Source organism: Candidatus Neomicrothrix sp., from assembly GCF_035329545.1.
GTDB lineage: Bacteria > Actinomycetota > Acidimicrobiia > Acidimicrobiales > Microtrichaceae > Microthrix > Microthrix subdominans.
In genome coordinates this window covers 67,294-80,299 of record NZ_DAOLGP010000017.1, presented here as the reverse complement: position 1 = coordinate 80,299, position 13,006 = coordinate 67,294, and the positions used below count along the sequence as shown (strand labels likewise).

Sequence of the window (13,006 nt, the reverse complement as noted above, 5' to 3'; positions counted from 1 at the left end):
CCGGACGTATCGACGAAGTCGAACATGTGTCCAGTATGAAGAGGGCCTGTGACAAGGAGGACTGTCAGCCGAGGCCGACACATGTGACCCGTGCCACTCGGACGGCAACCGGGTCAGGCCTCCCAAGATGGCCATGGCTGGGGACGCAAGGGCAGGAATGGGGGCTCTTCCCCTGATGAAACAGAAAAAGCCAAGGCACCGGTGTCGGCGCCTTGGCTTCTTCGTACTCGGTTGAGGATCGCGTCAGTCGAGGGCCACACCCACCGACCCGCTGGGCCCCCTACTTATCGAAGTCGAGACCCAGCATTTCGATAGCGTTGCCGCGCATCAGCTTGTAGATCACGTCCTCGGGAAGGTGACCCATCAGCTTCTCGGCCACCTCCTTGGAGTGCGGCCAGGTGGAGTCCGAGTGCGGGTAGTCGGTCTCGAAGCAGATGTTGTCCACCCCGACCTTCTCCAGGTTGTCCAAGCCGTACTTATCGTCGAAGAAGCACCCGTAGATCTGGCGGTAGTAGTAGGTGGACGGCGGCTCGGGCACGTTCTCACCGAAGCCACCCCACGCCCGGTTCTCCTCCCAGACATTGTCCGCCCGCTCGAGGATGTAAGGAATCCAGCCGATCTGGCCTTCGGAGTAGGCCAGCTTCAGGCTGGGCAGTCGTTCCAGCCAGCCGGAGAACAGCCAGTCGGCCATCGAACTCATGGCGTTGCCGAAGGTGAGCGTGGAGCCCACCGCAGCCGGCGCATCGGCCGAAGTCGACGGCATCTTCGAGCTGGATCCGATGTGCATGTTGATGACCGTGCCGGTCTCTTCGCACGCCCGGAAGAACGGCTCCCAGTAGTCGGTGTGGATCGACGGCAGGTTGAGGTACGGCGGGATCTCCGAGAAGCACACCGCACGCACCCCGCGCTCGGCGTTGCGATGAACCTCGGCGGCAGCCAGCTCGGCATCCCAGAGCTGAACGATGGTCAGCGGGATCAGGCGACCCTCGGACCCGGCACACCACTCCTCGACCATCCAGTCGTTGTAGGCCTTGACGCACAGGTCGGACAGCACCTTGTCGTCGGCTTCCATAAACGTCTGACCGCAGAAACGGGGGAACGACGGAAACGACATCTGCGCTTCGGTGTGGTTCATGTCCATGTCGGACAGCCGGGCGACCGGGTCGTAGCAACCGTCACGCATCTCCTCGTAGGTAATGCCCGTGACCTTGACCTCTTCGCGACTGAAGCCGGCCGCGGCCGACAGCCGGGTCTGGGGCACCCGCTTGTCCTCGTACAGCCACCAGTCGCACAGCTCGCCCTCGTTGGAGGGTTCATAGGAGAACACACCCCCGACGAACTGCATCTTGCCTCGCTCTTGGATCACGCGCGGACCCACTTCGCGGTACTTGGCCGGCAGGCGGTTCTGCCACACATCTGCCGGTTCAATCACGTGGTCGTCGATCGAGATGATCTTCGGGATGTCCATGCCGACACCCTAACGCCGAAATCTGACGGTGTGTCAGAAACTCGCGCGTCAAGCTGTGAAATCTCGCACCTCGGGCCGAACGAGTCCGGCTACCGCCCCGATTCCAGGTCCAGCCCGGCCGCCGATCGCGTGCCGCCGCGCTCGACCTCCAGGCCGGCGGCGTGCTGACTCGATCGTGCCGCCGCCGCATAGACGCCCTTGGCCATCAACGACAGCTCCGCATCCCGACGGCGTTGGTACAACCCGGCGCGAGCCTCATGAACCGCCGCGTCGTCGGGGAGTGCCCGCGACACAAGCTCGACCAGCTCGCAGGCCAGAGCGAGTTCGCCGTCGTCTGCCAAAGCCTGGGCCCGGGTGATCACCGGGTCGGCACCGCCGGCAAGCCCAAGCAACTCCCCGCCCACCGCCGCCCGGGTCGGCGGCTTCAGCGACGCGGCGTTGCCGTCCCACCAACCGCCGAAGCGTCGCCAGATGTTGCGCACCACAAACTCGGGCTCGTCGTACACCGGCGTGAGGTAGGGCTTCTCGAGCACCTCGGCAGGCAGCTTGACCTGCTCGACGATCGCCTCCAACTCCATGCCGGCGTTCATGGATTCCAGCACCCCGGCGACGAGGAACTCGAGCGCGCTGGCCGCCTCGTCGAGCACCATGGAGATCCGGTCCGTCCCGACGATCGGCAACCCGTGGGCGGGCACGAACAGCTCGGGGCCGAGCACCGCCATCTTGCGTAGCGCGACCGCCCAGTCGTCGGGGTAGCGCTGCACCTTCTGCGGGTTGCCGGCGTTGGGGAACACCCAGATGAACAGGTCGCCGGGCAACAGCATCTTCTCCTCGGGAAACCACGCCCAGGTGTGGTCGTCGGTCTCACCACGATCGTGGTGCAGTTCGAAGGTGCGCTCCCCCACCCTCGCCGAGGTTGCCCGTGCATACGTGTCGGTGGGCCAAGCGACGTCCTCGGGCAGAAACCGGGCGGAGCCTCCGCCGACGCCCAGGCCCGCCGACGGGCTGATGCCGCCGAACTGCCGGGCGTTGATCGCCACGTTCCACCCGTTGGTGCGCTCGTAACGGGCCAACCGCTGCGGTAGGGCCTCGTGCCCAATCACGCGCGGGTCGGCATGGCCGCGTTGCCGTCCGTCTGCCACCAAAAAGCCCGAACCGCCGACGTGATCGACGTGGCCGTGGGTGTAGACGATCGTGTCGACCGGATCGGTGGACCAGCTGCGGAGCGCCTCGGTGACGGCACGCCCGGTGAACGAGCTGGAGGTATCGAAGACCGCCAGACAATCACCCGAATCGACGGCAATCGAGTGGCTGAACGACTCGACCAACACCACGCCGTCGGCCAGCTCGGACAGCTCGTTGGTTACCCGGTTGGGTGCGTCGGTGGCGCCGGTGTCAATGATGCGGTTGGACAGCTCGATCGGGTGCTCGGACAATGTTCTCTCTCCTCTCCTCGACCTCTACCCGCTCGCGTTGGCGCGCGCTACGTCGCGATCTTGCCAGCGGCCCGCCAGTCGCTCATCCAATCTTCGGGCGCGGACCCGTCGAGCAGGCTTCCCTCGGGGAGCTCGGGCCACAGCTGGTCGTAGCGCAACTCCTCGGTCTGGGAGATACGGCGGACGAACTGGTCGGGGCGGATCTGACGACACGAGTCGTGCCCGAGGACGCCGAGGATCGTGTTGAAGTTGGCGATCGTCGAGTGTTGGTAGGCGCAAACCCGCTGGGCCTTGTCCTCCACATCGAGCCCCCTGGTGACCATCGGGTTGTTGCTGGTCACGCCGCTGGGGCACTTGTTCGTATGGCACTCCCGGGCCTGGATGCAGCCGAGCGCAAACATCATCGTGCGGGCGGAGTTGGTGTAGTCGGCGCCTTGGGCAAGACGCCGTGCGATGTCGAACCCGCTGGCGACCTTGCCCGATGCACCCACCTTGATGCGGTCCCGCAGCCCAGCGCCCACCAGCGCCCGGTGGACGGTGGTCAGCCCGTCGTCAAGCGGCGTGCCGGCGTGGTCCTCGAACTCGAGCGGGGCCGCACCGGTGCCGCCCTCGGAGCCGTCGACGATGATGAAGTCGGGATAGGCGTCGGCGGCGATCATCGCCCGGAGGACGGCGAGAAACTGGGCTCGTTCGCCGACGCACAGCTTGAACCCGGTGGGAAGGTTGCCCGACAGCTCGCGCAGCCTCACCACGAAGTCCACCAGCCCCTTCGGTCCATCGAAGGCGCTGTGGTATCCGGGGGACACCACGGTCTGACCGACGGGAACCCCGCGGGTATCGGCGATCTCCTGGGTCACCTTCTCCCCCGGCAGCACACCGCCCAGCCCGGGCTTGGCGCCCTGGGACAACTTGATCGAGATCAGCTTGATCGCGTCGGTCTGACGACACAGCTCGGCGAACCGATCCGGGTTAAAGCCACCGTCGGCGGTGCGACAGCCGAAATAGGCCGTGCCGATCTCCCACACCAGGTCGCCACCCTGGAGGTGATAGGGCGACACGGCGCCCTCGCCCGTGTCGTGGGCAAAGCCGCCCCGGCGCGCCCCCTCGTTGAGTGCCGTGATCGCCGGACCCGAGAGCGACCCGAAGCTCATCGCCGAGACGTTCATCAACGCCATGTCGTAGGGCACCGCACCACTGGCCTCACCGATCCGCACCCGATGCTGGCCCTGCGCTGCCGGCTTGGGGTAGATCGAGTGCCGAAACCACTCGTATCCCGGCGCGTAGGCGTCCAATTGGGTGCCAAACGAAGCGGTGCCCGCCCCGCCCTTGGCCCGGATGTACACGTCCGCCCGCTGCTCGGTGCTGAAGGGGGTGCCGTCGGTATCGGACTCCATGAAGTACTGGCGAACCTTCGGGCGGGTCGCCTCCGCCGTCCAGCGCAAGCGGCCAACCACCGGGTAGATGCGGCGGATCGAGTGACGCGGCTGGAGGTAGTCCACCAGGCCGACCACTGACAGCCCGACGGCGGGAATGGCCAGCCACAGCCACCACCAACTGATCAGGATCGACAGCAATCCGCCGGCGAGCGCGCCGACCAGGCAGGCCGCCCACATCCCGAAACGGAAAATGGCACTTCGTGAGACGATGAAGCTCAAGGGTTTCCTCCTCAGGTCGGGCCGAGCAGCGCGCCCAGTACCGGGTCGACCTGGCTGTTTGGCAACAGGCTGCCACCGTCGACCACCACATTCTGGCCGGTGACGTAGGAGGCCTCGTCGGACAGCAGAAAGGCGATCACCCGGGCCACCTCCTCGGCGGTCCCCACCCGACCCAAGGGTGTGGCGGCGCCCAAAGCATCCTCGACGCCAGGCTGATCGAGCAGGATCTGGTTGAGCGGCGTGGCGACGAAGCCGGGTGACACGCAGTTGACCCGCACATCGGGTGCGGCCTCCATGGCCGCCGACTGGGTCAAGCTGATCAGCCCCGCCTTGGCCGCCGAATACGGAGCCTCACCCAGCGTCGGCCGAACCCCCGATGCCGAGGCGACGTTGACGACAGCGCCACCCCGTCGCGCCGGGCCGCCGCGAGCCGCCGGACCTCTTGACACACCGGTCCCCGGCCTGGCCTGGAGGTGAGGCAACGACGCGGCGAGCACCCGGTACGCGCCCGTGAGGTTGACCGCGATCAGCCGGTCCAGATCTCGGTCCGAGTAGCGCTCGAGGCGGCCGAGCGACCCGGTGCCGGCGTTGTTGACCAGGTAGTCCAAGCCGCCGAGCTCCTCGACCAGCGAGGCGACGCCGGTTCGTACCGCGTCGGGGTCGGTCACGTCGACGACCGCTGCGGGCGCCCCCAGCCGATCGGCCACCGAGGCCAAACGCTCGGCGTTGCGGTCGAGCAGAGCAACGCCAACCCCGAGTTCGCTCAGGTGGCGGGCCGTTGCCTCGCCGATGCCCGATGCTCCGCCGGTGATCAGAGCCCGGGCGCCCGCCATCGCACTCACGCGCCGTCCCCCGGCGCAGGGGCTCGGTCATCGATGACGACGGTGGGTTCCCCGGTGATCACCCACACCAGCCGCTTCAGGTCGAGCAGGGCCGCCTCGTCGGGCGCCACCAGCTCGGCATAGGCGGGTTCTGCGGTGAAGGCCCACATGTCGTCCATCTTGTCGAAGTGCTGCACGGTGACGCCGTCGCAGTCCTCGGTGCCCGACATCGATCCCGCCTCGGCCCGGGGGTGCTGCTCGTAGCGCCGGATGTGGCGGGCGAGCTCGGGGGTGGAGGCGATCAACGGACCGTGACGGTTCAACCAGTGGTCGAGAAACTCCTCGTGTGTCGTGCCCGATCGCCGGGTGAGAAACGCAAACAGCTGGACCATGTGCCGAGCTTGTCAGAAACCACAACCGCAACGCCGAGAGGATGGATACGCTGCTCCCATGTCAGACCATTCGGTTCCCCGGGATCAACTGCGCAAGATCAAGCTGTTCGAAGGCTGCTCCCCTCAGGAACTCGATCGCATCGATCAGCTGAGCGACACCCTGGACGTCAAGGCCGGAACGGTGTTGGCCCGTGAGGGCACCATCGGCAAGGAGTTTGCGGTGATCGTGTCCGGGTCGGCCACGATCAGCCGTGAGGGCAAGGAACTGGCAACGATCCAGGCCGGCGAGTACTTCGGCGAGATCGCGCTGCTCGACGGAATCACGCGCACCGCTACGGTGACCGCCGCAGAGGACTCCATCCTCGAGGTTTTGGACCGGCGGTCTTTTCGCAGCCTGTTGGACGAGTTCCCGCTGATGTCGCGCACCATGCTTCTGGGCCTCACGCACCGGATCGTCGAGCTGACAGACGAGAACGAACAGCTGCGCAGCCGACTGCGTCATCCCACCGAGGGCGACGCCGCCACGTAGCTCCAACCAGCGCCACCGCCGAGGGGGCCCACATGCACGATCGTGTTGAGCAATCAGATTCGGTCTATCAGGATCGGTGGATCACGCTGATCGTGCTGTGCGTCAGCCTGCTGGTGATCGTGTTGGACAACACGATCCTCACGTGGCGCTGCCGCGCGTGGCCCGACCCGCCGCCGAGGGCGGCCTGGGCGCCTCGCAGAGCCAGCTGCAGTGGATCGTCGACAGCTACACGATCGTATTTGCGGGGCTGTTGCTGACCACCGGCACGATCGGCGATCGCTTCGGCCGATACCGGTTCTGACCGTCGGGCTGATCATCTTCGGCACCGGTTCGGTACTGTCGGCGCTCGCCTCCGACGCCAACGTGCTGATCGGCACCCGCGCCCTGATGGGCGTCGGCGGGGCGTTCATCATGCCGGCGACGCTGTCGATCCTGACCAACGTGTTCACCGACCCCAAGGAGCGGGCCAAAGCGATCGGAATCTGGGCCGGGGTCTCGGCCCTGGGGTTGGGGTTCGGCCCGATCACCGGCGGCTTTCTGTTGGCCCACTTCTGGTGGGGGTCCATCTTTTTGGTCAACGTTCCGATCGTGATCGTCGGGCTGTTCCTGGGCTACCGGTACGTCCCCGAGTCGAAGGACCCTGCGCCGTCCAAGGCCGACCCGCGCGGTGCCCTGCTGTCGATCGCTGCGCTCGGCGTCCTGCTCGCCGCCATCATCGAGGCGCCCGCTCACGGCTGGACCTCCCCGGAGATCCTCGGTGGATTCGCTCTGGGCGTCGCTCTGTTCGTCGTCTTCCTGGCCTGGGAGCGCCACTGCGACCATCCGATGCTGAACCTGGACTTCTTCAAGAACCCACGGTTCTCGGCGGCCAGCGGCGCGATCACGCTCACCTTTCTCGGCCTGTTCGGCATGATCTTTCTGCTCACCCAGTACCTGCAGTCGGTGCTGGGTTACGGCACGATCAAGGCCGGGGCCGTACTCGCTCCCCAGGCGCTGGTGATCATGATCGCCGCGCCGCTGTCGAGCATCTGGGTGAACAAGCTGGGAAACAAGGTGGTGGTGGCCGGCGGCCTGTTCGTGTGCTCGCTGGCCTTCCTGGCCTTCACCCGCTTCACCGTGGACACACCGGCGATCGCCGCCATCGGTCTGACGATGGTGCTGGGCCTGGGCATGGGCAACGTGATGGCCCCCGCCACCGACTCGATCATGGGCTCACTGCCCCGGGCCAAGGCGGGCGTCGGCTCGGCAATGAACGACACGACCCGCCAAACCGGCGGCGCCGTCGGCGTGGCGGTCCTCGGTTCGCTGCTGTCGTCCCGATACGGGCCGGAGATGGCCACCAGCTTGGCAGGCAAGGTCCCCGCCGAGCTCATCAAGCCACTCCAGGACTCGATCGGGAAAACCCTCGGCATCGCCGAGAAGGCACCTCCCGCTCTCCGGCCCGTGATCGAGTCGGCGGCCCGGGAGAGCTTCGTGTCCGGCATGCATCTCGCCTCGGTCGTCGCCGCCGGGATCCTGCTGATCGCAGCGCTCTCGGTGCTGAAGTGGTTGCCGGCCCGGGCCCCGACGACGACCGCTCCGGCCCAACGCCACCGACGCCAGAGGACGCGGTCCCTCGCCCAGGTGCCGTCCAGGCGTGAATGGGCCGGGCCCTCACGCGACCACCCAAGGCTGGGCGGGCGCCGGTCGATGCGGCCATCGGCCTACTGGTGAACCGGGACGCCGGCGACCTTCACGAGAGGCGGGGTTCAACCGTGTGTGCGATGGCCACCAACCACGTAGGGTTCAGCCATGGGTAGCAGCACCAGCAAGCCACGCAAGGGTCACAAGAAGCCTCAGCACCTGCCCAAGGTTGGGTCGCCGGCCAACGAGCGCTGGGAGCGCGAGACGCGCCAGCGGCAGGTGTTCGGACAGAGCCGCGTCACGGCCGTGATCATCGGGGTGATACTGGTGCTGGCGTTGATCGGAGTGCTTTTCGTCACGCTCTGAGCGCCGGCAGTCCGAGCGCACGCCGTTCCGCCGCGCTCCGGCCCAGCATGCGCCGGTGACCCGGGAGGTTCCAAGCGACTGGGATCAGCCGGTCGTCGTGCCGGTGACCGCTGCCAGCAGAAGCCGCGCCACCGCATCGATCATGTCCTCGTCGGGGATCTCCGAGGCGGCAAAGATCTCCCGTTGGATGGCAACGTTGACCAACATCGTCACTGCCACCGAGGCCATCGCCCACGGGTTGGCCGGGGCGTCCGGCAATGACTTGCGCTGCACGCATTCGGCGAGGCCGTTGGAGAAGCCGGCCAGCAGATCCTTGCGCGTGGAGCGGATGCGGCCTTCACCCTCGGCCGCCTTCAGGTCGATCACCCGCATCAACGGTCGGTTGGCATCCCAGAAGTCGAGAAACCCGGTGACCAGCATCCGCACCGACGCTTCGGCGTCCTCTCCGCTCCAGCGGGTGCCCTCGAGCAGGCCGCCGAGCCGGGTCGCCCCGTCGGCAGCCATGTCGCCGGCCAACTCGGCGATGGCGGCATCGACGTCGGTGAAGTACTGGTAAAAGGTGGCCGGGGAGGTGCCCGCCTCCCTGGCGATGTCCACCACCTTGAGGTCGCGGTACGAGGCGGTGTCGAGCATGGCCAGGGTGCACTCGAGCAATCGTTGGCGGGTGGCCTGGCCGCGTCGGCCCGGCACCCGGCCGTCGGAGGCGCGGGCGGTCACGAGCCGGCGTCGAGCACCGCCGACGCCCGCTCCCTCAGCTGGAACTTCATCACCTTGCCGCCGGCGTTGATCGGCAACTCGTCGGTCAGCTCAACAAACCGCGGCACCTTGAAGTTGGCCAGCCGGTCGCGACACCAGGCAACGATGTCGTCGCTGTTCGGCGAAGCGCCCGCCGCCGGCACGACGAAGGCGAAGCCCACCTCGCCCAGCCGGTCGTCGGGGACGCCGATAACGGCCGCCTGGGCCACGTCGGGATGGATCAGCAGTTGCCGTTCGATCTCGGCGGGATAGGCATTGAAGCCCCCGACGATGAACATGTCCTTCAAGCGGTCGGTGATCGTCAGATATCCGTCGGCGTTCAGCACCCCGATGTCGCCGGTGGCCAGCCAACCGTCGACGTCGATCGTCTCGGCGGTCGCCTCGGGGTCGTCGAGATAGCCGACCATCACGTTGTAGCCGCGAATCCGCACCTCTCCGGCCACTCCGGGAGCGGTCGGCCGACCATCATCGTCGAACGTAGCCACTTCGACACCGGGGATGGCCCGGCCCGACGTCGTAGCGATCGTCACCGCATCGTCGCCGTCGCGACACATCGTGGCGATACCGCAGGCCTCGGTGAGCCCGTAGCCGGTGATCACGGTCTCGAAGCCGAGCGTGTCGCCCATCGCCTCGATCAGCTCCACGGGCACCGAGGCGGCACCGGTGACGGCCAGGCGCAGGCTGGAGAGCGCCGCAGTGTCGAGATCGGGATGGTTGAGGATGCTCTGGTACAGCGTCGGCGGGCCGGGAAGCATCGAGATCTTCTCCGCAGCGATGCGCTGCATCACCTTGTTCACGTCAAATACCGGCTCGGGGTAGAGCGGCGCGCCGACGGTCATCGCTGCGATGATCCCCGCCTTGTACCCGAAGGCGTGGAAGAACGGGCTGACGACCAGGTAGCGGTCCTCGTGGGTGAGGCCGACCACCGCAGCCCAGGCGGCGTACGCCCGCACCACCTGGCCGTGGGTGCACACCGCGCCCTTGGGTCGCCCGGTGGTGCCCGACGTGAAGAGGATGTCGGCGGGGCTGTCCGGGCCGAGGGCTTCGATGCGAGCGTCGATCTCAGCGGCGGTCACCTCTTCGGCGCGGCCGAGGAACGCCTCCAGGCCGACGACGCCATCGCCGGTGATCGCATCTTCGATGACGCCGGCGTCGGTGCGGAGCACGACGACCGTCTCGGTCACCGTCGGCCGTCGGTCGCCCAGCATGGCCAGGTAGTCGGTGCCCAGGAACTCGCCAACGGTGAACAGCAGACGGGCGTTGGAACGCTCGAGCAACTCGGCTGCCTCTTCGCCCCGATAGCGGGTGTTGATCGGTACCAGCACGGCGCCCGCGCAGTGCAGGCCCAGTACGGCGACCACCCATTCCCAACAGTTGGGCGCCCAGATTGCTACCCGGTCGCCCGGGGCGATGCCATGGGCCGCCACCGCCCGCGCCAGTCGGTGGGACCGCTCGGCCAACTCTGCCCACGTGAGCGTGCAACCGTCGTCGACCACCCCCGGGTCGTCCGGATAGCGGGCGCTGACCTCAGCGAGAAGCTGGGGCGTGGTCCGCGGGGCTGCTACATCATCTGAAAGATCATCTGACACAGCGTCAGATCGTAGTGCCGCCTCACACCGGCTGGTTCAGAGGACGGTCCGAACCAGCCGCACCATCAGCCACACGCTGAGCGCCGCCGCTGCGACCGTGATCGTGGTGAGCGCCAGCACCACCATCACCGAGATGGCGATCGCCGCCAGCGAGGACCGGCGGGTGCGCTGGGGTTCGACCAGGTCGGCTCGAAGCAGACGCACGTTCTTGGCGTTCGACTTCCACATAAAATCGAACGCGTCGCCTGCGAAAGGGACGACGCCAAGCATCGAGTCGAAGAGCACGTTGCCCACCATGCGCACGACGGTGGGCACCGACACGCCCTGTCGCACCGCGCTGAGGATGACGATGGCCGAGGTCACCAACCCGGCGCCGTCCCCGACGACCGGGATCATGCCGATTGCCCCGTCGATGCCCACCCGCCGATCGATCACCGGGATGCGGATCCAATCGTCGAGCACCCAGGCCAATGCGTCGACGTAAGCGGGCACCTCGACCGCGTCAGGGTCGATCCGATCGCTCGCGCCGATTGGGTCGCCGGCGGGGATCACCTCATCGGGTTCGAGTACCTCATCCACAGCGGCTCTCACCGTTCCATCCATCCTCACCCGCTGGTCGTACCCACGTCGGCCTGGTTCTACCCACGTCGGCCGAAATCTCTCAGCGACCAACGAGGCGTAGCACGACAAACACCAGCCCTGCGACGCCGATCACCCGACGCCACGGGTTGACGCCGCGGATCACCTCGTCGGCGGCCCACCACGCCAGGGCTCCGGTCGACACCCACCAGAACACATCGGCCCATTGCCCGCCTTCCGGGACGACCCACCGGGTGAAGGTGGCCGCCAGAAAGAGCCACAACGCCGGATTGGGTGCCTGGGCGATCGTGATCCGGCCGGTTTCCCGACTGCGGAACCACCACCCGAACGAGGCTGGCGACGACTCGACGGGGGTGGGTTCCATCCAGGCAGCCTCACACGGCGGGGGGCCGGGCGTCAGGTCGAAGTTACTGCGGGGAGCCCAGGGCGCCGGCCGCGCGCAGCGCCGCCACCTTGGCCGCGTCGTAGCCGAGCACGTCGGCGAGGATCTCGTCGTTGTGCTGGCCCACCGTCGGCGCCCGGGTCGGCACCGGCAGTTCCTCGCCCACCAGGTGGATGGCCGAGCCGATCATGTCGGCGCCGTGCTCCTCATGGCCGAGCAGCGGGAAGCGGTCCTGAAACTGGGGGTCGTCCGCGACGGTCTTGGGCGTGTTCACCGGACAGATCGGGGTGTTCACCTCGTCGGCAAACTCCACCCACTCCTCGGTGGTCTTCGAGGCGAAGATCGCCACCAGCTCGCGCTGCAGCTCGCGGTTGCCCCGGGCGTGGTCGCCGTACTGGCTGCCCGGCCACTTCTCGAACAGGTCCATGCGGTCGACGCCCGAGCAGAAGTTCTTCCAGAACTCCTGCTCGGAGGACATGAACAGCACCATGCCGTCGGAGGAATCGTAGAACTGGTAGCGGACGCCGCCGAGCATGCCGGCGGTGCCCGGCTCGCGCCGCTCGTAGTCGTCCGACGGGTTGCCGGTCACGACGTCCTCCGGCCGCTCATAGGCCAGGTAGGTCTCGATGCGCAGCCAGTCCATCGCCACCGAGGCGTCGCTCTGGGCGATGTCGAGGTAGGTGGGCTCGCCGGTGCTGCGGGCACGGATGATGCCGGCGAGGATGCCGTATGCGGCGAACAACGGGCCGGAGTGCATGCCCACCGAGGCGTGCTCGTCGATGCGAGGGAAGCCCTCCTCGTCGCGACCGGGGCTGATCAGCCCACCCCAGGCGTCATAGGCGATGCCGTGGCTGGGCAGGTCCTTGTAGGGGCCGGTCATTCCGTAGCCCGAGATCGTGCAAAACACGATGGAGGGGTTGACCTCCTTGAGGTCGTCGAAGCCCAGGCCCCGCCGGGCCAGGGCACCGGGGCGCATGGCCTCCACCACCGCGTCGGCGCCGCGCACCAGGTCCTTGTACACCTCGACACCCTCGGGCGTGCGCAGGTCGAGCGTGATCGACCGTTTGCCCCGGCTGATGTGGTGATGCAACAGCGAGTCGCCTTCGATGATCGGCCAGGTCATGCGGCGGATGTAGTCGCCGGCCGGGCTCTCCACCTTGATCACCTCGGCGCCCAGGTCGGCGAGGTGGGTGCCGACGGCGCCCGGGCCCAACAGCGAGCTTTCGATGATGCGGACGCCGGCCAGGGGCCTTGCGGTTTCAGCCACGGGGGTACTCCTTGAGCTGTGTCGGATCGATACCGACGGCCGCCGCCCTGCTGGCGGGCGACCTGACGGTCCGTCAGAAACTAGCGGCTGCGCCGACCCCGATCACCCAAACCCGGTTGGCC

The 13,006-nt window shown here is 67.4% G+C and carries 14 protein-coding genes; 4 read left to right on the top strand and 10 right to left on the bottom strand.

The window, feature by feature from the left end:
• Positions 1-280 precede the first annotated feature (280 nt).
• The 5 genes from PKD89_RS11165 to PKD89_RS11145 form a co-directional block, all read right to left on the bottom strand.
• Positions 281-1,468, bottom strand: coding sequence for an amidohydrolase family protein (locus PKD89_RS11165; protein WP_289011893.1), 1,188 nt, complete (start codon positions 1,466-1,468; stop codon positions 281-283).
• A gap of 89 nt (positions 1,469-1,557) precedes the next feature.
• Complete coding sequence (locus tag PKD89_RS11160) at positions 1,558-2,904, bottom strand: alkyl sulfatase dimerization domain-containing protein (RefSeq protein WP_289011894.1); 1,347 nt, start codon at positions 2,902-2,904, stop codon at positions 1,558-1,560.
• A gap of 47 nt (positions 2,905-2,951) precedes the next feature.
• Positions 2,952-4,517, bottom strand: coding sequence for an FMN-binding glutamate synthase family protein (locus tag PKD89_RS11155; protein WP_425591247.1), 1,566 nt, complete (start codon positions 4,515-4,517; stop codon positions 2,952-2,954).
• Between the two features lie 53 nt (positions 4,518-4,570).
• Positions 4,571-5,392 (bottom strand): SDR family NAD(P)-dependent oxidoreductase, encoded by an 822-nt coding sequence (locus PKD89_RS11150; RefSeq protein WP_287377259.1) that lies wholly within the window; start codon positions 5,390-5,392, stop codon positions 4,571-4,573.
• A 5-nt stretch (positions 5,393-5,397) separates the two neighbouring features.
• Entirely contained in the window at positions 5,398-5,772 is a 375-nt protein-coding gene (locus PKD89_RS11145; RefSeq protein WP_287377139.1) for an EthD domain-containing protein, read from the bottom strand.
• A gap of 58 nt (positions 5,773-5,830) precedes the next feature.
• On the opposite strand from PKD89_RS11145, the gene PKD89_RS11140 reads away from it, so the two are divergent.
• From PKD89_RS11140 to PKD89_RS11125, 4 genes are all read left to right on the top strand, one after another.
• Positions 5,831-6,301 carry a cyclic nucleotide-binding domain-containing protein gene (locus tag PKD89_RS11140; RefSeq protein ID WP_287377142.1) on the top strand — a complete coding sequence of 157 codons (471 nt, stop codon included), beginning with the start codon at positions 5,831-5,833 and terminating at the stop codon, positions 6,299-6,301.
• Between the two features lie 142 nt (positions 6,302-6,443).
• Entirely contained in the window at positions 6,444-6,602 is a 159-nt protein-coding gene (locus PKD89_RS11135; protein WP_289011896.1) for a hypothetical protein, read from the top strand.
• Positions 6,539-8,014: an MFS transporter gene (locus PKD89_RS11130; protein WP_324332441.1), complete on the top strand. Its 1,476-nt coding sequence runs from the start codon at positions 6,539-6,541 to the stop codon at positions 8,012-8,014. The genes PKD89_RS11135 and PKD89_RS11130 overlap by 64 nt, the downstream gene beginning before the upstream one ends.
• Positions 8,015-8,092: 78 nt before the next feature.
• The gene (locus tag PKD89_RS11125; RefSeq protein ID WP_287389741.1) at positions 8,093-8,290 is read left to right on the top strand and encodes a hypothetical protein; all 198 of its coding nucleotides are present in this window, start codon (positions 8,093-8,095) and stop codon (positions 8,288-8,290) included.
• An 84-nt stretch (positions 8,291-8,374) separates the two neighbouring features.
• Here PKD89_RS11125 and PKD89_RS11120 read toward each other — a convergent pair whose 3' ends face one another.
• The 5 genes from PKD89_RS11120 to PKD89_RS11100 form a co-directional block, all read right to left on the bottom strand.
• Complete coding sequence (locus PKD89_RS11120) at positions 8,375-9,007, bottom strand: TetR family transcriptional regulator (RefSeq protein ID WP_287377150.1); 633 nt, start codon at positions 9,005-9,007, stop codon at positions 8,375-8,377.
• Positions 9,004-10,635 (bottom strand): FadD3 family acyl-CoA ligase, encoded by a 1,632-nt coding sequence (locus PKD89_RS11115; protein WP_289011898.1) that lies wholly within the window; start codon positions 10,633-10,635, stop codon positions 9,004-9,006. Before PKD89_RS11115 ends, PKD89_RS11120 begins: the two co-directional genes overlap by 4 nt.
• A gap of 36 nt (positions 10,636-10,671) precedes the next feature.
• The gene (locus PKD89_RS11110) at positions 10,672-11,226 is read right to left on the bottom strand and encodes a DUF4112 domain-containing protein (protein WP_287377156.1); all 555 of its coding nucleotides are present in this window, start codon (positions 11,224-11,226) and stop codon (positions 10,672-10,674) included.
• A 70-nt stretch (positions 11,227-11,296) separates the two neighbouring features.
• Complete coding sequence (locus tag PKD89_RS11105) at positions 11,297-11,599, bottom strand: hypothetical protein (protein ID WP_289011899.1); 303 nt, start codon at positions 11,597-11,599, stop codon at positions 11,297-11,299.
• A 43-nt stretch (positions 11,600-11,642) separates the two neighbouring features.
• A complete protein-coding gene (locus PKD89_RS11100; protein ID WP_289011900.1) occupies positions 11,643-12,884 on the bottom strand; it encodes a CaiB/BaiF CoA transferase family protein in 1,242 nt (413 codons plus the stop codon).
• Positions 12,885-13,006: the final 122 nt, after the last annotated feature.

What these genes read in the sequence shown, in the direction of transcription:
- PKD89_RS11165 (WP_289011893.1), bottom strand. Translation starts at nt 1,468, where the DNA reads ATGGACATCCCGAAGATCATCTCGATCGACGACCACGTGATTGAACCG.
- PKD89_RS11155 (WP_425591247.1), bottom strand. Translation starts at nt 4,517, where the DNA reads ATGTGGGCGGCCTGCCTGGTCGGCGCGCTCGCCGGCGGATTGCTGTCG.
- PKD89_RS11150 (WP_287377259.1), bottom strand. Translation starts at nt 5,392, where the DNA reads ATGGCGGGCGCCCGGGCTCTGATCACCGGCGGAGCATCGGGCATCGGC.
- PKD89_RS11145 (WP_287377139.1), bottom strand. Translation starts at nt 5,772, where the DNA reads ATGGTCCAGCTGTTTGCGTTTCTCACCCGGCGATCGGGCACGACACAC.
- PKD89_RS11140 (WP_287377142.1), top strand. Translation starts at nt 5,831, where the DNA reads ATGTCAGACCATTCGGTTCCCCGGGATCAACTGCGCAAGATCAAGCTG.
- PKD89_RS11125 (WP_287389741.1), top strand. Translation starts at nt 8,093, where the DNA reads ATGGGTAGCAGCACCAGCAAGCCACGCAAGGGTCACAAGAAGCCTCAG.
- PKD89_RS11105 (WP_289011899.1), bottom strand. Translation starts at nt 11,599, where the DNA reads ATGGAACCCACCCCCGTCGAGTCGTCGCCAGCCTCGTTCGGGTGGTGG.